General features: G+C 60.9%; 29 protein-coding genes and 1 pseudogene. 11 read left to right on the forward strand and 19 right to left on the reverse strand.

Annotated features, from left to right (window positions below):
- Window positions 1-22 precede the first annotated feature (22 nt).
- The 4 genes from U5G49_RS11925 to U5G49_RS11940 form a co-directional block, all read right to left on the reverse strand.
- Window positions 23-1,261 carry an adenylate/guanylate cyclase domain-containing protein gene (locus tag U5G49_RS11925; RefSeq protein WP_309232513.1) on the reverse strand — a complete coding sequence of 413 codons (1,239 nt, stop codon included), beginning with the start codon at window positions 1,259-1,261 and terminating at the stop codon, window positions 23-25.
- 178 nt (window positions 1,262-1,439) lie between these two features.
- The gene (locus U5G49_RS11930; protein ID WP_193446547.1) at window positions 1,440-1,661 is read right to left on the reverse strand and encodes a DUF1127 domain-containing protein; all 222 of its coding nucleotides are present in this window, start codon (window positions 1,659-1,661) and stop codon (window positions 1,440-1,442) included.
- 153 nt (window positions 1,662-1,814) lie between these two features.
- Window positions 1,815-2,090, reverse strand: a complete 276-nt coding sequence (locus U5G49_RS11935; protein WP_193446548.1) for a DUF4242 domain-containing protein — start codon at window positions 2,088-2,090, stop codon at window positions 1,815-1,817.
- A 42-nt stretch (window positions 2,091-2,132) separates the two neighbouring features.
- Window positions 2,133-2,615: a hypothetical protein gene (locus U5G49_RS11940; RefSeq protein ID WP_193446549.1), complete on the reverse strand. Its 483-nt coding sequence runs from the start codon at window positions 2,613-2,615 to the stop codon at window positions 2,133-2,135.
- 186 nt (window positions 2,616-2,801) lie between these two features.
- Between U5G49_RS11940 and U5G49_RS11945 the strand changes: the two genes are divergently transcribed.
- Window positions 2,802-3,935, forward strand: a complete 1,134-nt coding sequence (locus U5G49_RS11945) for a helix-turn-helix transcriptional regulator (RefSeq protein WP_193446550.1) — start codon at window positions 2,802-2,804, stop codon at window positions 3,933-3,935.
- Window positions 3,936-4,013: 78 nt separating this feature from the next.
- On the opposite strand, the gene U5G49_RS11950 is transcribed toward U5G49_RS11945, so the two are convergent.
- Both U5G49_RS11950 and U5G49_RS11955 read right to left on the reverse strand, forming a co-directional pair.
- Window positions 4,014-4,784 (reverse strand): SDR family oxidoreductase, encoded by a 771-nt coding sequence (locus U5G49_RS11950; RefSeq protein ID WP_193446551.1) that lies wholly within the window; start codon window positions 4,782-4,784, stop codon window positions 4,014-4,016.
- A gap of 121 nt (window positions 4,785-4,905) precedes the next feature.
- Entirely contained in the window at window positions 4,906-6,360 is a 1,455-nt protein-coding gene (locus tag U5G49_RS11955) for a cobyric acid synthase (RefSeq protein ID WP_193446634.1), read from the reverse strand.
- Between the two features lie 649 nt (window positions 6,361-7,009).
- On the opposite strand from U5G49_RS11955, the gene U5G49_RS11960 reads away from it, so the two are divergent.
- A complete protein-coding gene (locus tag U5G49_RS11960; protein WP_193446552.1) occupies window positions 7,010-8,011 on the forward strand; it encodes a glycine betaine ABC transporter substrate-binding protein in 1,002 nt (333 codons plus the stop codon).
- Between the two features lie 19 nt (window positions 8,012-8,030).
- Complete coding sequence (locus tag U5G49_RS11965; protein ID WP_028733111.1) at window positions 8,031-8,393, forward strand: hypothetical protein; 363 nt, start codon at window positions 8,031-8,033, stop codon at window positions 8,391-8,393.
- Window positions 8,394-8,479: 86 nt separating this feature from the next.
- On the opposite strand, the gene U5G49_RS11970 is transcribed toward U5G49_RS11965, so the two are convergent.
- Together U5G49_RS11970 and U5G49_RS11975 are read right to left on the reverse strand one after the other, a co-directional pair.
- Window positions 8,480-8,635: an entericidin domain-containing protein gene (locus tag U5G49_RS11970; protein ID WP_003540537.1), complete on the reverse strand. Its 156-nt coding sequence runs from the start codon at window positions 8,633-8,635 to the stop codon at window positions 8,480-8,482.
- A 154-nt stretch (window positions 8,636-8,789) separates the two neighbouring features.
- Window positions 8,790-9,731 (reverse strand): LysR family transcriptional regulator, encoded by a 942-nt coding sequence (locus U5G49_RS11975; protein WP_018242411.1) that lies wholly within the window; start codon window positions 9,729-9,731, stop codon window positions 8,790-8,792.
- A gap of 73 nt (window positions 9,732-9,804) precedes the next feature.
- On the opposite strand from U5G49_RS11975, the gene U5G49_RS11980 reads away from it, so the two are divergent.
- Entirely contained in the window at window positions 9,805-9,993 is a 189-nt protein-coding gene (locus U5G49_RS11980) for a hypothetical protein (RefSeq protein ID WP_018242412.1), read from the forward strand.
- A gap of 111 nt (window positions 9,994-10,104) precedes the next feature.
- Here the strand turns inward: U5G49_RS11980 and U5G49_RS11985 are convergent, their stop codons facing one another.
- Complete coding sequence (locus U5G49_RS11985) at window positions 10,105-10,713, reverse strand: LysE/ArgO family amino acid transporter (RefSeq protein ID WP_032994612.1); 609 nt, start codon at window positions 10,711-10,713, stop codon at window positions 10,105-10,107.
- A 100-nt stretch (window positions 10,714-10,813) separates the two neighbouring features.
- Between U5G49_RS11985 and U5G49_RS11990 the strand changes: the two genes are divergently transcribed.
- Window positions 10,814-11,707 (forward strand): LysR family transcriptional regulator ArgP, encoded by an 894-nt coding sequence (locus U5G49_RS11990; protein WP_193446553.1) that lies wholly within the window; start codon window positions 10,814-10,816, stop codon window positions 11,705-11,707.
- A gap of 39 nt (window positions 11,708-11,746) precedes the next feature.
- On the opposite strand, the gene U5G49_RS11995 is transcribed toward U5G49_RS11990, so the two are convergent.
- From U5G49_RS11995 to U5G49_RS12010, 4 genes are all read right to left on the reverse strand, one after another.
- Window positions 11,747-12,106 (reverse strand): hypothetical protein, encoded by a 360-nt coding sequence (locus tag U5G49_RS11995; protein WP_115157398.1) that lies wholly within the window; start codon window positions 12,104-12,106, stop codon window positions 11,747-11,749.
- Window positions 12,107-12,216: 110 nt separating this feature from the next.
- Entirely contained in the window at window positions 12,217-12,699 is a 483-nt protein-coding gene (gene greA, locus U5G49_RS12000) for a transcription elongation factor GreA (protein WP_047621449.1), read from the reverse strand.
- Window positions 12,700-12,913: 214 nt separating this feature from the next.
- Window positions 12,914-13,099: a DUF3008 family protein gene (locus U5G49_RS12005; protein ID WP_028733115.1), complete on the reverse strand. Its 186-nt coding sequence runs from the start codon at window positions 13,097-13,099 to the stop codon at window positions 12,914-12,916.
- 107 nt (window positions 13,100-13,206) lie between these two features.
- Window positions 13,207-13,440: a DUF2171 domain-containing protein gene (locus tag U5G49_RS12010; RefSeq protein WP_012757858.1), complete on the reverse strand. Its 234-nt coding sequence runs from the start codon at window positions 13,438-13,440 to the stop codon at window positions 13,207-13,209.
- Window positions 13,441-13,792: 352 nt separating this feature from the next.
- Here U5G49_RS12010 and U5G49_RS12015 point away from each other — a divergent pair, with 352 nt between their 5' ends.
- The 5 genes and pseudogenes from U5G49_RS12015 (at window position 13,793) to U5G49_RS12035 (ending at window position 19,677) form a co-directional block, all read left to right on the forward strand.
- Window positions 13,793-15,106 (forward strand): alpha/beta hydrolase, encoded by a 1,314-nt coding sequence (locus tag U5G49_RS12015; RefSeq protein ID WP_028733116.1) that lies wholly within the window; start codon window positions 13,793-13,795, stop codon window positions 15,104-15,106.
- Window positions 15,107-15,153: 47 nt separating this feature from the next.
- Entirely contained in the window at window positions 15,154-17,310 is a 2,157-nt protein-coding gene (locus U5G49_RS12020) for a mechanosensitive ion channel family protein (RefSeq protein ID WP_193446554.1), read from the forward strand.
- A 55-nt stretch (window positions 17,311-17,365) separates the two neighbouring features.
- Window positions 17,366-17,763, forward strand: a pseudogene (locus U5G49_RS12025) (hypothetical protein).
- Between the two features lie 398 nt (window positions 17,764-18,161).
- Window positions 18,162-18,362: a hypothetical protein gene (locus U5G49_RS12030; protein WP_018447267.1), complete on the forward strand. Its 201-nt coding sequence runs from the start codon at window positions 18,162-18,164 to the stop codon at window positions 18,360-18,362.
- Between the two features lie 295 nt (window positions 18,363-18,657).
- Window positions 18,658-19,677, forward strand: a complete 1,020-nt coding sequence (locus tag U5G49_RS12035; RefSeq protein WP_018242426.1) for a GlxA family transcriptional regulator — start codon at window positions 18,658-18,660, stop codon at window positions 19,675-19,677.
- Window positions 19,678-19,796: 119 nt separating this feature from the next.
- Here U5G49_RS12035 and U5G49_RS12040 read toward each other — a convergent pair whose 3' ends face one another.
- The 3 genes from U5G49_RS12040 to U5G49_RS12050 form a co-directional block, all read right to left on the reverse strand.
- Window positions 19,797-21,128 carry a diguanylate cyclase gene (locus U5G49_RS12040; protein WP_018074553.1) on the reverse strand — a complete coding sequence of 444 codons (1,332 nt, stop codon included), beginning with the start codon at window positions 21,126-21,128 and terminating at the stop codon, window positions 19,797-19,799.
- A gap of 186 nt (window positions 21,129-21,314) precedes the next feature.
- Window positions 21,315-22,145: a response regulator gene (locus U5G49_RS12045; protein WP_047620984.1), complete on the reverse strand. Its 831-nt coding sequence runs from the start codon at window positions 22,143-22,145 to the stop codon at window positions 21,315-21,317.
- Window positions 22,146-22,311: 166 nt separating this feature from the next.
- Entirely contained in the window at window positions 22,312-22,485 is a 174-nt protein-coding gene (locus U5G49_RS12050; protein WP_193446555.1) for a hypothetical protein, read from the reverse strand.
- A gap of 59 nt (window positions 22,486-22,544) precedes the next feature.
- Here U5G49_RS12050 and U5G49_RS12055 point away from each other — a divergent pair, with 59 nt between their 5' ends.
- On the forward strand, window positions 22,545-23,528 hold the full coding sequence (locus U5G49_RS12055; RefSeq protein WP_193446556.1) for a squalene cyclase: 984 nt from the start codon (window positions 22,545-22,547) through the stop codon (window positions 23,526-23,528).
- Here the strand turns inward: U5G49_RS12055 and U5G49_RS12060 are convergent.
- From U5G49_RS12060 to U5G49_RS12070, 3 genes are all read right to left on the reverse strand, one after another.
- Window positions 23,514-24,128 (reverse strand): TetR/AcrR family transcriptional regulator, encoded by a 615-nt coding sequence (locus tag U5G49_RS12060; RefSeq protein ID WP_193446635.1) that lies wholly within the window; start codon window positions 24,126-24,128, stop codon window positions 23,514-23,516. The two genes, U5G49_RS12055 and U5G49_RS12060, sit on opposite strands and share 15 nt — an antisense overlap.
- A 19-nt stretch (window positions 24,129-24,147) precedes the next feature.
- Complete coding sequence (locus tag U5G49_RS12065; RefSeq protein ID WP_193446557.1) at window positions 24,148-24,651, reverse strand: DinB family protein; 504 nt, start codon at window positions 24,649-24,651, stop codon at window positions 24,148-24,150.
- A 120-nt stretch (window positions 24,652-24,771) separates the two neighbouring features.
- On the reverse strand, window positions 24,772-25,296 hold the full coding sequence (locus U5G49_RS12070) for a DUF6428 family protein (protein WP_193446558.1): 525 nt from the start codon (window positions 25,294-25,296) through the stop codon (window positions 24,772-24,774).
- Between the last annotated feature and the right edge of the window lie 29 nt (window positions 25,297-25,325).

Raw genomic sequence — 25,325 nt, forward strand, 5'->3', positions numbered from 1 at the left:
TCGCGCCGATCGGATCGACGCTTCAGGATACGGCGTCGGCGAGCTTGAACACGTCGGCCCGCTTCGAAACGCCGCGCAGCTCGAACGATCCTAGATACTCGCAGGCCACGGCGCAGGTGGCCGCGAAGCTCTCCGACATCAGCAGGTGTTGTTCAAGCGTGCCGCAGAGCTTTTCTAACCGCGAGGCCTCGTTGACGGCCCTGCCGATCACCGTGAAATCGAGCCTGCCACGGGCGCCGACGTTCCCGTAGAAAACCTCGCCGAGATGCAGGACGACATCGACGCCGATATCGGGGCCGCCGTTTTTCGTCCGCTCACGGTTCAGCGCCTCGTTTGCTTTCAGCAGATTCTTCGTAGAAGCCAGCGCGGCCATGCAGGCCTTCTGCGGATCCTCGGCGTCGGTCGGAAAGATCGCAAGCACGCTGTCGCCCATGAACTTGAGGATCTCGCCGGAATTTTCCTCGACATGCCGGTCGATCAGCTCGAAATGTTCGTTCAGAAACCCGACGATCTCGCTGGGTTGATAGACCTCGGTCAAGGCCGTGAAATTTCTGAGGTCCGCAATCAGGATCGCCGCATTGATGGAGCCGCCGGTTCCCCTCTGGGTCTCCCCGGCCAGAATGCGCGCGCTCGTCCTGGCGCCGGTATAGACCGCGAGGATGTCGGTGGCGGTTTTCGATGCCGCCACACGGTAAGCCGCCAGACCCAGCGCCGGGACAAGCGCTTTGACGATCGCCAGCTGATCATCGGAAAATCCGCCCGGCGCATCGCTGGTCAGGGAGAAACCAAGCCCGCGCAACGCGACCTCCTTCGGAAATTCGCAAAGGCTGACCAGATGGTCCGTGCCGCCGGCAAGCGCAAATTCCGCGAGCTGCGGATAGTCGAGCCCCTCACCCCTGGCCAATATCCAGCGCCCTGTTCTCTCGCCGCGGTTCAGCAGGTAAAATATCGGTGTTTTCTCGAAGTTGCGCTCTTCTACGCTGCCATGCGCTGCATTTTCGAGAACGGTTGCACCGCCCCGCACGAAATTGGCCGAGACGCCGCGATACATGGGATGAAGGGATGGCATGGTAATGCTGGCCCGCCAGATCGGAATGCCATCTGCGATCAGCCGGTCGCACAGGCCGGCGACGAGATCGCCAATATGCTCGCTGGTGAGTCCCTGCTCTATAAGCCACTGAATATGATCGTTAATTTTCGAACCTCCGCATGGGACCGGGAACCGGGAATGACCGTTTTCGCCACCAAAGCCCGGCAACACGAACCGCAGATACGCGCTGAAAGAGCGATATCACGCATCCCATTCATTAGCCTGCTTCGCGTCGCTATACCACTCCTGGGCGAATGGAAGTGATAGGGAATCCAATGATGACAACAAGGAGCGCCGGCGCTTTTCCTCAACCGTTCGGCTTCACTTCGATATGTGAAGGGCTGCTCGGTTAGCGGAATCTGTTCCAGTCTCCGTCCCGCGAGGCGACGAACGGGATCTCGCCTCTCGACACCGCAATGTCCTTCAACATGTGGTCCGACAACGCCCCAAGCCGATTTTCCACCGATCGCCGTCGTCGCCACAGCATGAGGCTAAGAGCCGGAGACAACAGTAGCAGCACCGCTTTGCGCAGTCGCAGTTCGAACCCGCCTGACAAGAGCTTCTCGTTCATGATCGTCCCCAGGAGTCGTGCGCCGATCACAAAGATCGGTGCGCCCTGCGAGCCGGTCGGCGCCTCGTCCGCCGGCCGGATCCCGCGCCCTAGCGCAGACCTCGGAATCGAGATCGGTTTGGTGAAAGGGTTATGCGTGGATTGAACGCGGTCTTAACGCGCGGCCGAATGAGGGCCGATGAGCGTGGTGATCTCCGTCACGCGGTCCGCTGGAAAGCCACCCTTTTCTGCGTGCCGATAGACCGCATCGGCGCTCTCGGCCTCATGAACGCAGTACATCTTGTCCCCGGTCACATAGCTGGTGATCCAGGTATAGGGTTCGCTGAGAGAGGCCACGACGGCGTTGGATTTCGCCGAGATCTCCCGCAGGGTTTCCTTGTCCATGTCCCCGAGACCTGGAATGTTTCGTTCGACAACGAATTGCGGCATTGTTTTATCCTTCCATGAAGTTTTGAGTGACGCAGCGCTTCATCAATCGTGCGCATGCCGGCAGCTGACGTCGGGGTTCATGTCGGCGAACGGTCCCTTCGGATTGTTCTTCCATGCCCAGACGTGCAGCTCGTAGAAAGCCGGAAGGCCATAGCGGTTCGGTGCGTTCGTGAAACTGAACAGCTGGCCGCCGAGATTGGCGGGGCCTTTTGTCGTGATGTATTCGACAGCGACGAGTTTCATCTTGCCGTGTTCGTCAGGCTCGTACATCACAGCCTCCGGCTTGGAGAGATCAATGGCCTCATCTTTGATGAGGTCGGCACTGACATAGTGGATACCCATCGCACCTCCATCTATGCCGCTGGTGCATGGGATCGGCGAATAGCCTTCCTTGACGGCCTGGTTGACGTCGCGGAAGCGCGCATTGGCCTCCCGAACCTGTTCCGGCAGGCCGCCGCCGAGCGCTGCAGCCGGAAGAGCTGCCATAATGAGAAGCGCCGCGATCGGCGCTTTTGTCGCTTTCATGAAGATTGCCCTCCAATTTCTGGTTGTCCAAGCCGATTGGATTCCGGCCGGCAGTGCGTTGTAAAAAATCTGCGCGATGAAACATCTCCCGCGTGGGGGATGAAATCTTCCGCAAATCCCGGAAATGAAGGCGCCATGGCCGGCGACAATTGACCGCGCTGGCCGGGCTGATGCAGGATTGTGATCATGGAACAGCAGCTGTCGGAAATTATTGGCGCTATTTATGATTGCGTGGCCCGGGAGGATGCCTGGCCAAACGCTCTTCGTCTGATCAATGGCCAGGCCAATGGTTTTCTAACCACGCTTGCCGTCTTCGACACGACCACGCGTTCCGCACGTCTGGCCCAGATCGCCTGCGACGACGGAGAGGCCATCCGCACCCTCGTCGCGCATGCGAAGGACGTCCCGTTCTTCCACCTTCTTCACCGAATGGAGATCGATCAGCCGGATACGCTGGAGCGGATGTTTTCCCTCTATGGACCCGATGGCGAAGCCGTCTGGAAGAGCGGTGCGCTATACCAGAACTTTCATGCCAGGTATGGGGTTCTAAACTCGATCGACATGGCCGTGCTGAAGCGCCCGACCCGTGTCGGGACGATCAACATTTCGGTGCAATACGAACCGAGCGAACGACGCGTCTTCGACATCGTCGGGCTGCTCGGCCCGCATATCCGCCGTGCCGTGACGATCCACGATATGTTCGAGATGGAGCGCGCCGAAGCCGCCGTCCTCAGGGAGGTCATCGACGCTCTCGACCATGCGGTCTTCATCGTCGCCGAAGACATGACGATCCTCTTCGCCAATGATGCCGCCGAAGCACGGCTGCGCGAGCAGCAGGTGGTGCACTCGCTTTCAGGCCGGCTGGCTGCTCGCTACAGTTATGCAGGCGCCGCCCTTTCCAACGCCGTGACGCTTGGCGCGCGCGACGAAATCAGTCTCGCAGCCGCTGGGATCGATGTTCCCCTTGCCTCGGCCGAACGCCCCGCCGTCGCTCACGTTCTGCCGTTGCAGCGGCGCACCGAAAGGGGACGCTTCGAAAGCCGGGCGGCGGCGGCGATCTTTCTCGCCGCGGCTGGAACGGTGATCCAGTCGGCCGTCGAAGCCGTTGCTGCCCTTTTTGCTCTCACGCCTGCCGAACGGCGCGTGGTCGGCTACGTGTCCGAAGGCATGACGCGATCCGAGATCGCAAATGCACAGGGCGTTGCCGACGGTACCGTCAAATCGCAACTGGCCGCCATCTACGACAAGACGGGAGCGGAAGACCAGCGCAGCCTGCAGCAGCTCGTCCGCGAACTTAGCCCACCTGTCAGGCGCGCCTAAGAAGTCGACATTAAACTTCGGCCGACTGGCAGCAGACGCGAAAAAGCACGCCGGCGCCACGGCAGCTGCGGGCTCCGCTCACATCCTGACCGTCATGCCGCCGTCGACCGTTAGTACGTGGCCGTTGACAAAGGAAGCGGCGGCGCTTGCCAGAAAGAGCGCGGCGCCGGCGATCTCGTCCGGCCGTCCCCAGCGTTGAACCGGGATGCGCTGGCGCACGAAGGGCATCAATTCCTCGTTCGCAGCCATCGCCGCGTTCGTCTCGGTGGCAAACCAGCCGGGCGCAATTGCGTTGCTGGTGATGCCGCGCGGGCCGAATTCGACCGCCATGCCGCGCATCAGTCCGGTCAGTCCCTGCTTGGCTGCCGGATAGACGCAGTCGCCGGGCATTACGACATGGCCGCTGATCGAGGTCACTGCGATCAGGCGGCCGTGATTGCGTCGCTTCATCAACACGGCAGCGTCGCGCGAAAGCGTCATCGCCGCCGCAAGGTCGGTGCGCAGCAGCTCGATGATCGCATCATCGTCGAATTCGGCCAGCGGCCGCCTGTCGCGGGCGCCGACATTGTTGATCAAAATATCGAGACGACCATGGATCTTGTCGATATCGGCCATCGCAGCACGCTGTGCCTCGCGGTCGGCGACATCGAATGCGGCGGCCTCCGCCGTGCCGCCAGCGGCACGGATGGTCCTGACGGCGCCTTCCAGCGTCGCCGCCCTGCGTCCGTTGACGATGACATGCGCGCCGGCCTCGGCAAGGGCGCGCGCCATCTCGAAGCCCAGACCACGGCCGCCGCCGGTGACGAGCGCCACCTGACCTGCCAGTGAAAATCTATCCAATATGCTCATGGTTTTCGTCGCTCTCAACCGGGTCCGTCGCGACAATTAATGGACTCAGTCAACTAATTTGGCAATAGCCGAACGACGAGACCGGATGACGGTGAGGCAGCCCGTCCGGTACACATCCGGTCTAACCGAGCAGCCCGGCCAACCAGCGCGAATCGAGGTGGCGTTCCAACTCCCCGGCGACGTCGTCGAGCGCCTGCTCGACGCTCTCGCGGTAATTCCTCCGCCCACCTGATAGGCCGAAGCTTTGAAGCAGCCGGTCACGATAGGCGTCGCTGCCGAAGAGCCCGTGCAGATAGGTGCCCATGATCCGACCGTCGGCCGACAGCGCGCCGTCGGGCGCGCCGTCAATGATCGCCGAGGGCCGATCGCAATCCGGGCCGCGGGTGATGCCGAGATGGATCTGGTAGCCGGCAAGCGGCGCGTCATATTCGGTCGAGCGAGCCTGGCTGTTGCGCAGGGTCTTCTCCGGCGCCATCTCGGTCTCGATGTCGAGCAGCCCAAGCCCCGGCGTCTCGAGCGTCCCGCCCTCGATGCCGAGCGGATCGCGCACTGTCCGGCCGAGCATCTGGTAGCCGCCGCAGATGCCGATCACCCGGCCGCCGCGCCTGACATGCGCCTTGAGATCGCGGTGCCAGCCCTCAGCCCTGAAGTCGGCGAGATCCGATATCGTCGATTTCGAGCCAGGAAGCACAACGAGGCTCGCATCGGCAGGTATCCGCTCGCCTGATCGCACGAACACCAGCTCGACATCCGGCTCGGTCCTCAGCGGATCGAGATCGTCGAAATTGGCGATGCGCGGCAGCACCGGCACGGCGATCTTCAGCGCGCCCGTCCCGCCCCTCGCCAGCCGTTCGAGCACGACAGAATCTTCGGCCGGCAGGCGTCCCGCACCCGGCAGCCACGGCACGACGCCGAAGCACGGCCAGCCGGTAAAGCCCTCGATGGCGCGGATGCCGTCGTCAAACAGCGAGACGTCGCCGCGGAACTTGTTGATGATATAACCCGCAATCATCGCCCGGTCGCCATCGTCGAGGATTGCATGCGTGCCGACCAGCGAGGCGATGACGCCGCCGCGGTCGATATCGCCGACGAGCACGACAGGCACGCCCGCCTGCGTCGCAAAGCCCATATTGGCGATATCGCCTGCCCTGAGATTGATCTCTGCCGGCGATCCGGCACCCTCGACGATAACGAGGTCGGCGCCCGCAGCCACTTTTTCGAAGCTCTCGAGCACGGCGCCGAGCAACTGTGGCTTCAGCCGCTGGTAGTCGCGCCCCTTCGCCTGGCCGAACACCCTGCCCTGCACGATGATCTGGCTGCCATTCTCCGATTGCGGCTTAAGCAGCACCGGATTCATGTGCACCGAGGATGGCGTGCGCGCGGCCAGCGATTGCAGCCACTGCGCCCGGCCGATCTCGCCGCCGTCATCGGCGACCGCCGCATTGTTCGACATATTCTGGGGCTTGAACGGCCGGACCGTCAGCCCGCGATTGGCCGCCAGCCGGCAGAGGCCTGCAACCAGAACCGTCTTGCCGACATCGGAGCCGGTTCCCTGCAGCATGATCGCTCTTGCCATGGTGGCCCGCATCCGCCTCTCGTTCAGGCGAGGCCTACAATAGGCGGTAATCCCGGGTCAAGACTTGCCCCAAAGTTCCGTGCCGCAAACGCGAAAACCGCGCATGGCCTTGGCTCTGCGCGGTTTGCCGGAAACTCAGGCGTCTTCGCCCCTACACGGCGAAGCTCGCTTTCTCCGGTACGCACTACCTGAACCAGAGAAGCGGCGGTCATTGCTGCCACGACCCAACTGATAACGGCACATTCTTACCGGAGGGTTATTGAAGGCTTACGCAAATGTTAATTTTGATCTTTTTTGACATTCTCGTCGAAATTTCTGCCGAAGATCCGCCGCCGATCGCGAAGAGCGTGCATTTCGCCCAGGGGCGCCATTTTCGGGATCTTCACATAAATTCTTCGAATTCAATCATTTAGTCACGCAACCATGAGCAGAAGATGGTTGATTTCTGCGAGCGAACGCGTAGGCTCCGTCATAATGCGCCATTGTTGAACATGGCCTGCGACGAGTTGCCGGAGCCGCAAGGACGGACGGTGCCATGAACCGGAAAGCCTGTTGCTGTATCGCCCGGCAGGCGTTTTCCCCTCAGGTGCCAGAGATATATGTCGGTTGATTTCAGAGCCTGCGCGTCCGCCTAAGAAGAATTCGGGGAATGACGATGAAGACGTTTCTGATTCCGGCCGTCTTTGCCGCGGCTCTTTCTACCGTTGCGCCGGCTGAAGCAGCCGAATGCGGCAGCGTTTCGATCGCCGAAATGAAATGGGCCTCGGCAGGAATTGCGGCGAGCTTCGACAAGATCATCCTGGAAAAGGGCTACGGCTGTTCCGTCACCATTGTCGATGGCGACACCCTGCCGACCTTTGCCTCGATGAATGAGAAAGGCACCCCTGACATCGCCTCGGAATACTGGATCAATTCCGTCAGGGCCCTGCTCGATCAAGCCGTCAACAGCGGCCGGCTGGTGCAGGGGGCCGAAATCCTGGCTGACGGCGCCGTCGAGGGTTGGTGGATCCCGAAATTCATCGCCGACGCCCACCCCGACATCCGCTCGGTCGAAGACGCGCTGAGACATCCCGAGCTCTTCCCCGCCGAGGACGACCCATCGAAGGGCGCAGTCTACAACTGTCCCGCCGACTGGAGCTGCCAGATATCAACCACCAACCTGTTCAAGGCGCTTGCTGCCGACAAGAAAAGCTTCGAGCTTGTCGAAACCGGCAGTCCCGAACAGTTGGATGCCTCGATTGCCCGCGCTTTCGAAAACAAGGTCGGCTGGCTCGGTTATTACTGGGCGCCGACCGCCATCCTCGGCAAATATGACATGACGCGCCTGAGCTTCGGCGTCGGCCACAACAAGAACGAATGGGACCGCTGTACCGCAGTTGCCGGCTGCGCCAGGCCGCAGCTGAATTCCTACCCGGTCTCGCGCGCCTTCACACTGATGACCCGGTCTTTCGCCAGCCGTGCCGGACCTGTCACGACCTATCTCAAGACCCGCAAATGGGACAATGAGACGATCAACCAGGTGCTCGCCTGGCAGGACGAAAAACGCGAAAGCAACGAGGATGCCGCGATCTATTTCCTTCGCAATTACGAGGGCCTGTGGACGAAATGGGTGCCTGTCGATGTAGCCGAGAAGGTCAAGGGGAGCTTATAACGACAAGACACGAGCAAGCATGGACGATTCGATGACAGGCAATGTTCCCTTTCCCGACCGCGATACCGTTGCGGAAAAGCTTGCCGCGCTGTCGGAGACCGACAAGTCGTATGTGGCGCTACTGATGGAAAACGCCGCCCAGGACGACAACCTGCTCGACGGCCTGCGCCGCCATCTCGATCTTGCCGCCGGATCGCGTTTCCTGAACTCGCTGAAGCTCGAAAATCTGGGAATTTGGCTCGGAACCCAGGCGCCGGACCGGTTACAGATCCGACTGATGGAAACCGCCCGCTCCAGCCAACATCCCGCCTACCAAGCCTTCCGGACCGGTCTCGACCGATCCGGCGGGCTGGAAAAGGTTTATCCCCCGGTCATCCGTTAGGATGGTCCGGCCCCGGTCATCCGTTAGGATGATCCGACTCCGGTCAGCACCTGATCCGGCGATTCTGGCAGCGATCTGAACGGTCGTTACTTCTTCGCGGCGCGGTCGACTGAGCGGCCGGCATCCTGCGTGGCGTTCACGGTATTTGCTGTATCCTTTCCTATGCCGCGGATCGTGTTTCCGCAGGAGGAAAGGGCAAGAAGAACCATCAAGGCTGCGGCAATTTTGGCCGTTGTCGTCATCTCGGATATCCTTGTTTGAAATCAACCCCGAACGGCGACAATTGCCGTCCGCGCCGATAACGCACGACAAACCAAAAGGTTCACCGGCTAGAAGGATACCTGTCAGACTATCCGCGCATAATCCTTTGCGAAAATCGAATCGGATTTTCGGGGATTAGGCGGCGACCGCCTTTGCTCTCTCGGCAAAGGCGCCGCGAATGCTGTCGGCCACCGTCTCGATCGGCCCCGACACCTGCGAGGCGGTTAGCAGCCGGATATCGAAGGCGCCGAGTTCCGGCAGCCCTTCCTGAGGCCCGAGGATCGCCATGTCCTCGTTGACATAGGACAGCGGCAGTGGCGCGATGGCGAGATCAGAAAGCACGGCGGCGCGCTGCGCCATCGTGTGGCCGCTGAGATAGGCGACGCGATAATGCCGCTTGTTGCGTTCGAGTTGGGAGAGCGCCTCCTGGCGCCAGATGCAGCCATCCTCCCAGATCGAGATCGGCAGGGGATCTCGGCGATGCGCCGAACCGCACCTGGCGCCAGCCCAGACCAGCCGCTCGCGGAACACGACCTCGCCGCCCGTCGGGAACGGCCGTGTCGCACAGTTGATCAACGCGAGGTCGAGCCGCTGCTCCTCCATGCGCTTCTTCAGTCCGATGCTCATGTCGATCGTCACATCGACCATGATGCCGGGATAGCTCTCGGCGAAACTCTTCAGGATGCTCGGCAGCAGCCGTTCGCCGATATCCTCAGGCGCGCCGAGCCGCACGACGCCGCTAAGCTCCGGCATGATGAAGCGCGACACCGCCTCGTTCGACAGCGCCAGGATGTTGCGCGCGTAGGACAGCAACATCTCGCCGTGGCGCGTCAGCGATACCGAGCGGGCGTCGCGCAGAAACAGCGTTGCCCCCAGTTGTTCTTCAAGTTTCTTGATCTGCATCGACACCGCCGATGGCGTGCGGAAGACCGCCTCTGCGGCGGTCGAAAAATTGCCTGTCTCTGCGATAGCCACGAAGGTACGCAGCACCTCGTTATCAAGCAGCGGAATGGGACGGCGAAAGGGAATGCTCATCGTCGCATCTTTCAATTTTTCTGATTCATAACCCCATATCATTTTGTTTGATTGAATGTCAATTGACCCTCATATTTCGGGCGTCGGCAGCTAAATGCAGCAAAGGAGGCCCGACATGCCTCAAACAAACATCTGGAATATCGTACAGGCCCTTTCCGCATTCAAGTCGCAGAGGCGCAGGGATGCGAACCATGAGCATGCGCTCCGAGAGCTAAGGCGCTTTCCGCCACATCTGCTGGCAGATTGCCAGCGCGAGCTAGAGTTGACCGTCCCGGAGCGCCGCGCGTGCGATGGGACGCGGTAGAGACGCTTCATCCCTTTGAATCCGCTCAGGATCTGGGCACATCGATGCCGGGCAACTCGCAACGTCTTACTCGACTTGCGCCGCAGCGGATGATCGACGGTCGAACGCCGATCACATCCCGCCCAGCAGTTTGAACGCTATGATCCACATCGTGAAAGCAACGAGCGTTTCCAGCATGCGCCAGGATGAGGGTTTCGAGAAGATCGGCCTCAGCCGCTTTGCGCCATATCCGAGCGAAAAGAAGAACAGGAAGGAACCCGTCACCGCCCCTGCCGCAAAGGAAGCCTGCTCTCCCGGATATCGCGTCGATATCGTGCCGAGCAGCACGACCGTGTCGAGATAGACGTGGGGATTGAGCCAGGTGAGTGCGAGGCAGGTCGCCAGCGTCTGCCGAAAACTCGACGACTTTGCTTCCCCGGTCGTCAGAGCAGCGGACGACCGCAAGGCGGAATAGAGGCTTCTTGCCCCGTACCAGACCAGAAATGCGGCTCCGCCATAGCGCATGACCGGGTCGAGCCAGGGCATGAACCTGGCGATCTGCTGGAGGCTGGTCACACCAAGTACGATCAGCGCGGCATCCGATACCGCGCATGCGAGGCAGACGGCAAAGACATGTTCGTTTCGCAAGCCTTGCCGGAGGATGAAGGCGTTCTGCGCGCCAATGGCGACAATCAGGCTGAGGCCCATCATCAAGCCGGTTATATAGATCGAAAAATTCATCTCTTCGGCCAACGCCCCTCATTTCGGTAAGGTTGCGCTATCGCGATTGGGAGAATTAGGCTAGTTAATCTGACTTACCTAGATTAAGTGAAACTAATCCATGCTCGACTATTCCGCTCTTCGTGCCGTCGCAACCATTGTCCAGACAGGCAGCTTCGAGAGAGCCGCGACCGTCCTGAGCGTGACCCCGTCGGCCATTTCGCAGCGCGTGAAGCAGCTCGAGGAGCGTCTCGGCGTCGTCCTCATCGTCAGAGGCACGCCGTGCACGGCGACGGAAAAGGGAGAATGGCTCTGCCGCCATATGGAGAATGTCGGCATGCTCGAAGCAGAACTCTTCGGGCAGCTGCCGGCCCTCATCGATCCCGACGAACCTCGCCAAAGGGTCACGCTTCAAATCGCGACGAACGCCGACAGCCTCGGGACATGGTTCGTCGAGGCCATGTCGAGTTTCGCCAGGAGCTCTTCCTATCTGCTGAACGTCGCCGTCGACGACCAGGACCACACCGCCGAATGGCTACAGCGCGGGCGGGTGATCGCCGCTGTCACCAGCCTGGAAAAGCCGGTCCGCGGATGCCGACGTTTTGCACTCGGCATTCTGCGTTACCACGCAACTGCAACACCCGATTTCGTCGCACGGCACTTTCCGCATGGCGTGACATCAGAGGCAATCCGCAACGCCCCGGCTCTGACCTTCAATCAGAAGGACAGGTTACAAAGCAGTTGGGTGCGGCGGATGTTCGGACGCGATCTCGACTATCCTACCCATTGGCTGCCGTCGCCGCAAAGTTTCGTCGAAGCCAGCCTCTCGGGCATGGGTTGGGGGATGAACCCGACCCAGCTGACCCGCGAGCATCTCGCGTCCGGACGGCTGGTCGAGCTGGTGCCCGACACACCGCTCGATGTCCCGCTCTACTGGCAGATAAACCGCCTCGCCGCCGATCGCCTGGCGGATCTGACGCGCGAAGTCGTCACAGTGGCCAAGCGCCGTCTTTGACGCGTCACTCAAGAATGCAGCAGAACCGGGTCCCTTTTATCAAACGTAAGCCGTGCGGCTGCCGAACTCACTGGTCTCGTCAAAATTCGTCGTGCCGATACGCTCGCTTTCGCCGGAAAATTCTTTCGGAGCGTCACCGGCAGGCTTCGATGCAGCAGACGCCTGAGTTTGGCTGCTCTCGCTCGCTTCGAGCTTGGCAATCTTCGCTTCCAGCGTATCGATGGATTTTTCGATCGTGGCCTTCTCTTGCTCGTCCTGCGTTTCCGACAGGGCTGCCTTCTTTTCGGCAAGCTGTGCCTCGAGAGAGGCAAGCTGATCCGACGAACTGGAAGACGAGGTTGTAGCGGCTGAACTCAAAATGGTGGATGCAGAACTGGAAATTGCGCTGACCATGAGCATGACTTTCACTGGTGGAATGTCATCGTTCTAGCCACGGATGGTAAAGGTTCGATAAATAAAGTACCGGATAGTACCAAAATAACGGGGATGGCTACGCAAATAGCGCGCTCCTATGCGATGGCGATGATTTCCAGTTCCTGGCCGCCTGTCTCCACCACATCGCCGACAGCCTTGCCCATCAGCAACCGCGCCACCGGGGATACGTAGGAAATCGATCCGGCCTTGGGATCGGCTTCGTCCTCTCCGACGATACGATAGGTCTGCACGCGCCCGTCGTCACGGCGGAAAGTCACCGTGCTGCCGAAGGCGACGGTGTCGATTGACGTAGGGTCAGGCACGAGCTGGGCGGTGCGAAGTCTTGCGGCTAAGTAGCGAAGATCACGCAAGGGACTGGCTGTCTGCCGCCGCCGTTCGTTCACGTCGTCGATGGTGCTCGCGCCATCATAGGCCTCGCGAGCCTCTTTGAAGCGCAGCTCGAGAGCCTTCAGTCCTGCTTCCGTAACAAGGTTCGGATGCGCCGAAATCGGACGATCGGGCAGCAGGGTTTCCGAAGCGGTTTCGAAACTCTCTTCCTTGGTAAAAGCGACGGCCAATCTCGGACTCCGTTTTAGCGCGATGCGCTCTTCTAGCTGATGGGCAATTGCCGCGAAACGATTGTCGGAACCATACACCGACCGCGGACGAACCGCCAATCTCGGTTGATAGGCGGCCGGCGCCGGCGGCAGAGGCAGCCCGCTTTCAAGGTCACCGCCCCGTAGCTGTTGAGCGGCGGAAACGTTCAGCAACACATGGCGGTGCTCGGCACCCTCATTTCGAAACGTGCTGGGGTTTGCCCTTCCTCTTGGTTGAGGCGAACTCTTCGAGCTGCTTTTCGCTCATGGATTCGACCATTTGTTTCGAGGCGCCTTTGAGTTCACTCTTGGGTGTCTCGCCGCGCTTGGCCGAGAGGGCGGCGCCTGCGGCCTTCTGCTGGGCCCTGGACTTGGCTGGCATATCGATCTCCTATCGCTTGAACGGGCGGTGGCCGGCGTCAAAGTCATCATGCTCTAACTATCTTGTTCTAAGGAGGCTGCGGCCCGCAAGCCGCAGCCGACCGGCTGTCAGTTGATGGTGGCCCACTGGCTTCGAACATCCCTGGCGTTCTTCGACAGATGGACGTGAGCATCCACGTGATCGACCCAATCGATCGGGATCAAGTGGTGCTTGCCGTCCTCCGAATCGAGCTTCGTCAGCTTGATGCGCGTGGGGCCGTCGAGATGATCGACTGTGCCGACATGGGTGCCGTCGGCAGCCCGCACTTCCATATGTTCACGGATCTGCTCTGCGGAAATCATCGTTTCCTCCTTTGCATCATTGTCAGGTACGAAGCGGCAACGAGGTGGAGCAGACTTGGTTCCCAACACGCGCGACCGTGTTCAATCAGCAGTCACGTCCCAATTGTCGTCCGGGTTGAAGGTCCGGATGCCAGTTCGCGAGGCGGGAGCGGCGGTGCCCGATAATCGGCGTCGGCTGCTCCCACCGTCTCGGATCTGCAACCCCGCTGACACTGTCTCTGCGTAACATACCCCGATTATACGGGTAACGTCTCCGATCTTCGCGTAGTCTTGCCTTGTGCAGACTTCGACCGCCGCGGCGTGCGGCGTCGAGGCCTGCCTGAACTCGGCAGAGTTATGAGGAGCAGCCGCAGTGAGCACAGCAAGATGTCATAATGGCCGAATTCAACCGAGACTTTACCCAGGTCTGGAATGGATCTTGGCTCTTCTGCTGCTCTGCGTATTGGTCGGATGTGGCGGCCACCCGAAGAATGTGCTCATCCCCGTTGCCGACAGCGCGCCGAATTCCACCAAGGTCGACATGCTAGTGACCACGACGCGCAGCCGCTCCACGATACGGGGCGAAATGTTTACAGGCGAGCGCGCACTCGCCCCGGCCTTTGCCGACATCACCGTATCCATCCCCCCTGCAAACGTCCGAAAGGTCGGCGAAGTCGCCTGGCCGAAGAGGCTTCCATCCAATCCCGCAACCGATTTCGCAACCTTGAAAGCCGACGAGATCACGCGCGACGACGCCAAGAAATGGCTGAGCGCCTCGGTCAGGAAGAGCCACGACCGCAGCGTGCTGGTGTTCATCCACGGCTTCAACAACCGCTTCGAAGACTCCGTTTATCGCTTCGCTCAGATCGTCAAGGATTCCGGCGTCCATAGTGCTCCCGTGCTCGTGACATGGCCGTCGCGCGGCAGTCTGCTTGCATACGGATATGACAGGGAGAGCACGAACTACACGCGCAACGCATTGGAGATGCTCTTCCAATATCTCGCCAGGGATCCTGAAGTGAAGGAAGTCTCCATCCTCGCGCATTCCATGGGGAACTGGCTGGCGCTGGAAGCGCTTCGCCAGATGGCGATCCGCAACGGCCGCCTCCCTGCCAAGTTCGAGAATGTGATGCTGGCCTCGCCCGACGTGGATGTCGATGTCTTCCGGCAGCAGATCGTCGACATGGGCAAGCAGCATCCACAGTTCACCTTGTTCGTCTCGCGAGATGACCGCGCGCTCGCAGTATCCCGCAGGGTATGGGGTGACGTCGCGAGACTCGGCGCCATCGATCCCGAGCAGGCCCCCTTCAAGAAGGAACTGGCCGACAGCCAGATCACGGTGATCGACCTCACCAAAGTCAAAGCGGGCGACAGGCTGAACCACGGGAAATTTGCAGAATCGCCCGAGGTTGTTCAGCTGATCGGAGCGCGGATTTCCGACGGCCAGACGCTGACTGACAGCAAGGTCGGGCTCGGGGACAAGATCCTTGCCGCGACGACGAGTACAGCCGCCGCCGCGGGCAGCGCCGCCGGCCTGATCCTTGCCGCCCCGGTCGCAGTCGTCGATGCCGACACCAGAGATAATTATGCCGGCCAGGTCAGCGGCCTCACGGGTCCTATGGGCAAACAGCAGCGGGCGCCCGACTGCACTGCCGGAGGCCGATCGAAGGAGTCGTGCAGGCAATAACGGTTCAGGAATTGGCAACTGACAGTTCACAAAGATCAGGATAGACAATGCCACGAGTTTCCAAGATCCGCATGGTTAGATCGCTTCTCACGGCGGCCGCCCTGGCGGCCGTTCTCCTTTGTGCCTCCATTGCCGTGGCTCAGAGCGTGACGCCTGCGAACGCGCAGCCTGAAAGCGTTCAACGCTTCATTGGGATGTTCTCGGATCCTGACGTCCAGCGCTTCCTGCAACAGCAGTCCCAAGCAGCCCAGGCTGCGGCGAAACCGCCCTTGGCAACCCCGAACTCCGACCCATCATTCTCGGAATTCGCGATGCGATTCCGTACCCACGCCTCCGGCCTTCTCGGCGCTATCCAGTCCTTTCCCCTGGAGACGATGCAAGGCGGGGCAGTGCTCGAACGGGACATCCAGGCGAATGGCGGGACGAGGCCGATCTTCCTGGTCGCGGCCTTCGTCGCTGTCGGTCTGGCCGCGCAATGGCTGTTCTGGTGGATCAGCGCCGGCTGGCGCGCATGGATGGCGCGCGCGCCCTTTGCCACGGTCCGCGAGAGGGTGGTGGCACTGGCCGCGAGGCTTCTGTGGGCGGCATGTTACGTCCTCTCCTTCGGGCTTGGCAGCATCGGCTTCTTCCTGCTGTTCCAATGGCCGCCTGTTATCCGGGAGATCGTCGTCGGCTATCTCTTCGCGATCGTCGTCTTCCGCCTGGCGAGCGCGCTTTTCGACGTGCTTCTCGCGCCCCGGGCAGAGGACGAGGGCCGATTCCGTGTCGTCCCGATCACGAAGGATGCCGCCCGCCACTGGGCGAAACGCCTGGGCTATCTCGTTGGCTGGTATGCCTTTGGCTGGGTGACCATCCGCCTGCTCGGCACTCTCGGCTTTTCCGACCCGGCCCGGCAACTGGTCGCCTATTCGCTTGGCCTCGTGTTGCTCGTCATCGGCATCGAAGCTGTCTGGAGACGTCCGTCCCGATTGTCTGCCGGCCAAGCCAGCCGGATCGGACTACGCGCCCGGAATTGGCTCTGGACGGTCTATTTCGCTGGCGTCTGGCTGCTGTGGGTGGTGGGAGCCATGAAGCTGTTCTGGATCGCGGTGGTCTGCGCGGCATTGCCCGGCGCCATCGCCCTCACCAAGGCGTCGGTTAACAATATCCTGCACTCTTCCGCGGACGAGGAGGACGGCCAGCAAAGAAGCACCGTCGCTTCGGTGATTATCGAGCGCGGTATAAGGGCGGCGCTGATCGTTGGTGCGATCGTTCTGCTTGCGGACGCCTTGGACGTCAGGCTGACGCAGATGACGATGCAGGATTCGCCGCTTCTCCGCCTCGTGCGCGGTCTTTTCAGCGCCGGGATCATTCTCCTGGTTGTCGATCTCGCCTGGAATGTGGTGAAAGTGCTGATCGATCGCAAGCTGGGCGACACCGAGGCCGTCCTTGAAGTCGGCAGCGAACGGGAGCGGCGGCGCACGCGTCTCAGGACCCTGCTGCCGATCCTTCGCAATTTCCTCATGATCCTCTTCGTCGCCATCGCGATCATGATGGCGCTGTCATCGCTCGGCGTGGAAATCGGCCCATTGATCGCCGGTGCCGGCGTAGTTGGCGTCGCCATCGGCTTTGGTGCGCAGACCGTGGTCAAGGACGTGATCAGCGGGATGTTCTACCTGCTCGACGACGCCTTCAGGGTGGGCGAATATATTCAGAGCGGCAGCTACAAGGGCACCGTCGAGTCCTTCAGTTTGCGATCCATCAAGCTCCGGCACCACCGCGGCGCCGTCTACATCGTCCCCTTCAGCGAGCTCGGAGCGGTCCAGAACATGAGCCGCGACTGGGTGATCGAGAAGATGACTATCACCATCACCTACGATTCCGACATCGAGAAGGCCCGCAAGATCATCAAGAAAATCGGCCTCGAACTGTTCGAGGATCCGGAATTCAAACCGACGACGATCGAGCCGCTGAAAATGCAGGGGATCGACAGCCTGGGTGACTCCGGCCTGCTCCTGCGGATGAAGGTCATGACGCTTCCGGGCCAGCAGTTCACGCTGAAGCGGCGCGCCCTGCGGATGATCCATCAGGCGTTCAACGAAAACGGCATCAAGCTCGCCGTGCCAACCGTCCAGGTCTCGGGCGGAAAGGACGACGCTGTTGCAGCCGCTGCCCAGCAGACGCTCGCGGCGCATAGTGCGGCGAGCGCCACGAACCCGGCCTGAGCGCGGCATTCTTCAGGCCCTTAAACAAGACACGAAAGCAATGGGAGGAAATGAAATGAAGTTCCCGGTCAACCTATCGCATGTGCTTGCGACACTTGCCGTGCTGATGACGGTCTGCGCGCCCCTCCTCGTACCGGCGACGGCCGAAGCCCGTCGCGGCGCTGCGGCCTGCGGTCCGAGGGGCTGCGGCGCTGCGGCTTGCGGACCGCGCGGTGCGCCGCGGTCGGACGCACCAGTCCTGCCGTTCGGCCGCCCGTCCGGCGCGACGTCGTGGTGGTGACCCCTCGCCGCTACTGGCGTCCGGGTACCGCCATCGCCGCAGGCGCCGCCATCGGCTTCGTCGCCGGAGCTGCAGCCGTTTCATTGGCAGGTACGCCGCCTCAGTCCGGTCAGTGCTGGTACTACACCTCACCCGACAAGACGACGGGCTTCTGGGACGTATGCCCGCGCTGAGTGGCTCGCAGAAGGCTCGCGAGTCGGCATCACGGCCACTATCATCGCCTCCGGCAAAGTCGTCTCGATCGCCAGCGCGATACTCGTCACCGGTCTGATCCGCCGCCCACTAAATCAAACAGAGCATGACGTCGTCCGAAAACAGCACACTCCTTTCGGTATTATGCTCCGCTCCGCAGATCTCCTTGCACGGAAAGCCAGGAGGCCCATGAGGATGACCGACCCTATAGTGGCCTTCGACGGGCTAGCCGGCTCACCGCCATCATTCAATATCTCTGATGTTATCCATAAGTTCTATTCGTTTGAATGATGAGTTCCCAAGGCCCATATTACGATCATGGACATGGACGAACCTCCCATTGACGACCATGCCCCTGACCCTAGAAAGGAACCGGAAAATGACCACGCTCACCTATCGCGGTGGTGGTAAGTCCCTCACCTCCGGCCAAGGCCGCTTCGATCTGGCACATTATGCCCGCAAGCTCACCCTCGCCTGGACGCGCTGGCAGACGGCTCGTGAAATCGAAGCCATGCCCTTCGACATCCGCAAGGACATCGGCTGGCCGAGCACGGACGACAGCAAACACCGGACCATGTAATGAATGCGACATTCCACCCAAGATAAGGGCGGCGTCTGCTTTGCGCAATGCCGCCTTTTTCGTGGCCTGACCGTCCATTCCCAAGCCCTTTTCAGTCTTGAATTTCAGTCGCCTATCCGCCCGTCATCAGCCCTATCCGCAGCCATTCAGGCAGTTTGATCGGCCAAATCGTGGCCGATGTCGCATATTTGCTCTTCCCGGCCGCATTTTTCCATGCCAGTGTCGCTTTCAGGACATCGGCGCGACGCATTCCGCGCAACGAATGTGTCATCGTCCCTCGAGCATGGATTTCGCTATGAACAGGATGCAGATCAAAAAGCGTTCGCTGGTCTTCTTTATGGTACCGCAATTCACCATGCTGCCCTTTTCGGCGGCCGTGGACACCTTGCGCATCGCCAATCGCATGCTCGGTTATCAGGCCTATACCTGGCGACTGACCTCCGTCGATGGGGAAAAAGTCTATTCCTCCTGCGGCATCGGCGTCGAGGCCAATTCCTCGCTTGCCGAGGAGCGCCGCCATCTCGGCGGCGAAAACCGGCCGGGCATGGTGCTCGTCTGTTCCGGCATCGATGTCGAGCAGTTCAACAACAAATCGGTCAATGCTTGGCTGCGTGAATGCTACAATCGCGGCGTTGCCGTCGGCAGCCTCTGTACGGGCGCGCATGTGCTTGCTCAGGCCGGCCTCCTGAACGGCAAGCGCTGCGCCATCCACTGGGAAAACCTCCCGGGCTTTTCGGAAGCCTTCCCGCAGGCGGAGGTCTATGCCGATCTCTACGAGATCGACGGCAATCTCTATACCTGCGCCGGCGGCACCGCCTCGCTCGACATGATGCTGAACCTCGTCGGCGAGGATTTCGGCGAAAGCCTTGTCAACCGCATCTGCGAGCAGCACCTGACCGATCGCGTGCGCAACCCGCACGACCGCCAGCGTCTGCCGCTGCGCGCCCGCCTCGGCGTGCAGAACGCCAAGGTGCTGTCGATCATCGAGTTGATGGAAGGCAATCTCGCCGAGCCTCTGTCGCTGATCGAGATCGCCGACGGCGCCGGCCTCTCCCGCCGCCAGATCGAACGGCTGTTCCGCCAGGAGATGGGCCGCTCGCCGGCCCGCTACTATCTGGAAATCCGCCTCGACCGTGCGCGCCACCTCCTGGTGCAGTCCTCAATGCCCGTCGTCGAGGTCGCAGTCGCCTGCGGCTTCGTCTCGGCCTCGCACTTCTCCAAGTGTTATCGCGAACTCTACCATCGCTCACCGCAGCAGGAGCGCGCCGAGCGCAAGATGACCATGGCGACCGCTCGCCAGGCCGTCGCCGCCTGAGACAATAGAGGACGGTCGCCGCCTGAGACAATAAAAGACGGTCGCCGCTTGAGACGATAAGACGGCCATCTGCCGCCTGATATGAAAGGCGGCGGCTTGGCTCTGCCCTTCGGATAGCGCTATTGCGCCGCCTCTTCCGTCATCCTGGCGTCGGAATAGACCTGGTTGCGGCCCCTGTGTTTGGCCATGTAGAGAAACTGGTCGGCAGCGTTGAGGTAATTCTCGAAGGTCTCGTAACCGCCGATCTCGGCGATGCCGATCGAAATCGTGACTCCGAGTTCCTCATCGTCGGCCGTGACCTTCAGCCGCGAAATATCCGAGCGGATCTCGTCGCAGAGCTTGGTCGCAGCAGCGGAATCCATCTGCGGAAAGAGGATGGCGAATTCCTCGCCCCCGAGGCGCGATAGAAGATTGTCGCTGCCCTCGAAGATCGTAAACAGCCTGTTTGCGACAGCCTTCAGCACCTTGTCGCCGATCTCGTGGCCATAGGTGTCGTTCAGCCGCTTGAAATGATCGATATCGAGAATGGCGACGGAGCTCGGTACCTTCAGCCGCAGGCACTCGTTCACCAGCTTCGGGCCATTGTCGTAGAAATAGCGGCGGTTATAGAGGCCGGTCAGGTAGTCGCAGGCCGCTGCCGCCCTCAGCTGCCGCATCTGCGCCAGCGTTTCGGCATTGTTGGCGATGCGGCATTGCAGCTCCTCGGCAACGAAGGGCCGGTAAACGAAATCGCTGGCGCCGGCCTTGAGAAAACTCGCCGAAAGCATGCGGTCATTGGAGGAGGAAACGCCGATGACACGCAGCCTGTCCGAGCCGAAGCGATGGCGAATGCGCCGCGTCAGCTCGTAGCCGCTCATATCGGGCATGTGGTGATCGGTGACGACGAGCTCGATATCGCTGTAGGCCTCGAGCGCCGCCAGCGCCTCGAGCCCCGAATTTGCCTCGACGACGAGATATTGCTGTGCCTTGAGCAGGTCGACGAGCACCTGGCGTGCCGAGACGACATCGTCGACGACGAGCACTCGCGTCTTGCGGTTGGAGATCGCCCGGCGGACGGTGGCGACCAGATTGTCGAGCGCGAATTCATTGTCCTTCAGCACGTAATCGATGACATTGCGCTCCATGATCTTGTTGCGCGTGTTGAGATCGAATGTCGCCGTGAAGACGATTGCCGGGATATCGTGCTCGATCGTGCAGTCGAGCGCTTCACCATAGGGCGAATCCGGCAGGTTGAGGTCGACGACGGCCATGGTGTAGCCGTGACCGTCGTCAGCAAGTTCCTTGCGAAGAGCTTTCAGCGACGGGCAGGATTTGACGGCAAGGCCGAGCTCCGTCTGGAATCGGTGACAGAGCACGGCGGAAAACATCCGGGAATCCTCAACCAGAAGTATCTTGAGCCCGCCGGAGCGCAGCCCGATACCATCCCGCTGGAAATCCGCTTGAAAAGCCACAGACCCTACTCCCCGATGCGTCCGATGGGCTCGACTCGGCCCTCTCCCCGGCGGGGACGATAACCGAGAGGCCTGTACGCGTGAAGGGGACAAATAACAGCGACATTACCTGTAATTGCAGAAATTCGACGACTGTCCCCGAGCGTGATATTCGCCCCTCTGGCGATACCGATACTGGAAGGGCCGTCAGGCAACCGCCCGCTCCTTGCGCATCGATTGAATCTGCAGCAGCGTATCGAGGTTCTGGTTGACGCGGCAATAGAACTCCTCGTCAATGAAGGGACGCAGCATGAAATCATTGCCGCCGGCCTTCAGGAATCGCGCCGAAAGCAGCCGGTTCGAGGAGGAGGAAACACCGATGATGCGCAGCTCGTGCGAGCCGATACTGGCGCGGATGCGCCGCGTCAGTTCGAAGCCGTCGATGTCGGGCATGTTGTAGTCAGTGATCATCAGGCCGATATCGCGGTTGGCCTTCAGGATCTCCAGCGCCTTGCCGCCGCTCTCGGCGACGCTGACACGGAAATTGTAGCGCTTCAGCCGGCTCGACAGCAGGGCGCGCGCCGTCGCACTATCATCGACGATCAGCACGTGATGGCGGTGATTGGTGAGGAAGCGGCAGATCGATTCCGCCAGCAGGTCGACGGCGAAGATATTGTCCTTGAGGATATAGTCCACGATATCCTTGGCCATCAGCTTGTCGCGCATGCTTTCATGGAAAGTGCCGGTAAAGACGATTGTGGGTATAGAGAGATCGACCAGATATTCGAGCGCTTCGCCGTTTTCGGCGCCGGGCAGATTGATGTTCGAGATCGCCAGCGTGATCGGATCGGAAGACTTGTCGTAGGAAACCTGCAGATCCTCGAAGCTGCGGCAAATCTCGACATCGATGTCGAACAGCTCCTTGAGGCGTTTGCTGATCATCGAGGTGAATACGTTGGAATCTTCCGCGACAATAATACGCGCACCAGCAAACATTTCCCCGGAATATTGCATCCCCGAAATACCTAGAAACGCCATAGCAAACCTTTGATGTAAAATCTGTCCCCGGATCAAACTGATACATCAATTGATTTGAATAATTATTAATCGGCGCGCCCAGTTCTAAACGAAGAGGCGGCTCAATGGCGCCGCCTCCGATTTCTTTGCGGATATGATTAAGAAATCAGGCGCGAAGCGCCGCATTTCAGGCATCGAGCGGGCTTTCGCCGACAACCGTCGCATTATAGGTCGAACCGAGCATTTTGATCTTCAGCTTCGTGCTTTCCTTGGCATAGTCCGGCCGCGGTTTCGCAAGCGCCAGCGCCTGACGCGACCCGTCGGATTTAGACGATTTCCCGTAGGCCTGTCCGGGTGGCACTGCTCAGCCGAAGCGATTATAACCGAGCCATCGACCCGATCCGCCAACAGGTTCGCCCCATGATCCAATCCGATCCGGTGATCGAATGGCTTCTCGACTCCGATCCGTCGATCCGGTGGCAGGTGATGCGCGACCTGCTCGATGCCCCAGATAGGGAATGGATGGCCGAGCGGGCCAAAGTCGAGACCGAGGGTTGGGGCGCCAGGCTGCTCTCTTGCCAGGATGAGGACGGGCAGTGGGCGGGCGGCGCCTTCCTGCCCGCCGGTTTCGACGCTCTCGAGTGGAAGGAGCGTGGCCAGCCGTGGACGGCCACGACTTTCTCGCTATCGCAATTGAGGGAGTTCGGTCTTGATCCCGCCTGCGGGTGCGCCAGGCGCACCGTCGAATTGATCGGCGCCAGCGCCCGTTGGGAAGAAGGCGGCCAGCCCTACTGGGAAGGCGAAGTCGAGGAGTGCATCAACGGCCGCACCATTGCCGATGGCGCCTATTTCGGGATCGACGTCTCGCCCATCGTCGACAGGCTGGCCGGCGAGCGTCTCGACGACGGCGGCTGGAACTGCGAGCGGATCAATGGCTCTGTCCGCTCATCTTTCGCCAGCACCATCAACGTGCTGGAAGGCTTGCTGGAATACGAGAGGTCGACCGGCGGCACGCATCGGTCTCAAGAGGCGCGCAGGACGGGCGAGGAGTTTCTACTGGCCCGCAACCTCTTCCGCCGCCTCGGCACCGGCGAGCCGGCCGACGAGCGCTTCTTGCACTTCCTGCACCCGAACCGCTGGCGCTACGACATTCTGCGTGCGCTCGACTATTTCCGCTCCAGCGCGATCCTGACCGGCAATAATCCCGATCCGCGTCTCGGCGAGGCGATCGAGCACCTGCGTTCCAGACGCCTTCGGGACGGCAGCTGGCAGCTCGACGGGAGCCCTGCAGGTCGGGTGTGGTTCGAGATCGACGACGGGCAAGGCAAGCCGTCGCGATGGGTGACGCTCCGGGCTATGCGGGTGCTGAGATGGTGGAATGCCCAGCCCTCAATCAATGCCTGACGGCAAACCCAGCGAGCGCAGGAAATGCGCCTCGATCGCCCGCAGCAATTCGGCGCGATCGGATGGCGTCTCGCCGATGCCCGGCTGATTGACCACGCCGTGCAGGGCATTGAACAGGAACACCGCCGTGAAGCCAGGATCGCCGACCGACCAGGCATTCTCGCCCGCGCCAGCGGCGAGCAATTCGCTCAAATGGTCGATCAGGATGTTGCGCGAAAGCCCTTCCCTTGTTGCGGGAGGTGCTGTCACGAAGGCGAGATGATGCAGCCCGGCCGCGTCGAGATAGCCGGTGGCGCATGCCATGGACCAGGCCGCCAGTCTCCCGCGCCAATCCTCTTGTCTCCGTCCTTCGACCGCCGCGACGATGCCATCCAGCACGCCCTGCACGAAACGGGCGCGCAGCGCCTGGAGAACATCGGCCTTCGAGGAAAAGTGCAGATAGAAGGTGCCCTTGGCGACCCCCGCCCCCGTCGTGATCTCCTCGATCGTGGTCAGCTCCACGCCCTTTTGCAGAAACAGCCGCTCGGCTGCGGTCATCAGCTCGTCGCGTCGCTCCTCGGGAGGCTTGGTTCTCGGTTTAGAAACAGGATCGGCCGGCATCGACACGGTGCTTCCACTCTCATTGACGGCGCGTGGGGTCGGTCCTGTGCAGGTAGCCGGTAAAAACGTCGCGCATGGCGATGCTCTCGATTTCTGGCAGCAGGCGACCGACCTCACCGCGATGATAACCGGCATGCGTCACCACATGGGCCAGCATCTCTTCGCGGGACATGCGCCCGCGCCCACCATCGGTGAAGGTGAAGTCTATGACTTCCTCCATTTCCGGAAGCGTTATACGCGAGGTATAGTCGGTATACCAACGGTCGGTTTCCCGGATATCGGACGACAGCTGCGCCAACGGCGGCGCTTCGCTGCTCCAGCTCGCCGCGTAGGATTGATTGAGCCGCTGAAGATTGGCGACGAAAATACGATCGACGAGATGGGCGTGATTGAGCACACGAAGGGCTGAGCGAAAGTCGTCAGATCGCGCCTCAGCCCCGAGCGCATTCAGGGCATCGAGAAGCTCATCGTCAACGCTGGCTTTGTATCGGAACAGAGAGTTCAACAGGGTCTGCGCGCTCATTGCGATCTCCGGGTGTGAAACGGGCGGCGCCGGCATCAAACCGACAGCCTCCATTTATATGACTGACTGGCGGTCAGTCAATAAGATCCCGCGCTGCCCTGCCGCACAATCATGTGTCCCTTACGCGCAGCAGCCGCGCGTTGCCGTTCGCGGCCCACAGCAGGCCGCCGCCTTGCTGTTTTCCTCTGCCAGCCAGCGGTCGCGCGGCTTGCAGCTTGCCGGCCGTGGCGAAAGCGAAACATGGACGGTTCCAGCGCTGAGAATCGGCATCGCCGCACAATAGAGTTGCATCGGGCGCACGCCATCGCTGACTTCGAAGGTCAGCTTCGCCGAACCATCGAGCTGCACGTGGTCGGTAACCTTGCGGATGATCGCCTGGAACTTGCCGGCCGGCATGTGTGTGCGGTCGCCCTCTTCGATGTCCCAGAGCTGGATGAAGATCTCCGTCCAGGCCTCAGGATTGGCGCCGCAATGGAGGGCCGAGAATTGGCCCGCTTTGACCTCGGTGATATGATAACCAGGCTTCACCGGCCGGCCGTCATAATAGAAAACCAGCGGCGCGTCCCTTTCGCCGTCGAGCGTATTGAGCAGCAGGCCAAGGCTGATGTCGTCCTCTTGAATTTTTCCGTTGTCGATCGCGTTCATATCAGCTAATCCTCATTTCAATAATTCAA

The sequence above is a fragment of the Rhizobium indigoferae genome (genome assembly GCF_034554815.1).
Lineage (GTDB): Bacteria > Pseudomonadota > Alphaproteobacteria > Rhizobiales > Rhizobiaceae > Rhizobium > Rhizobium leguminosarum.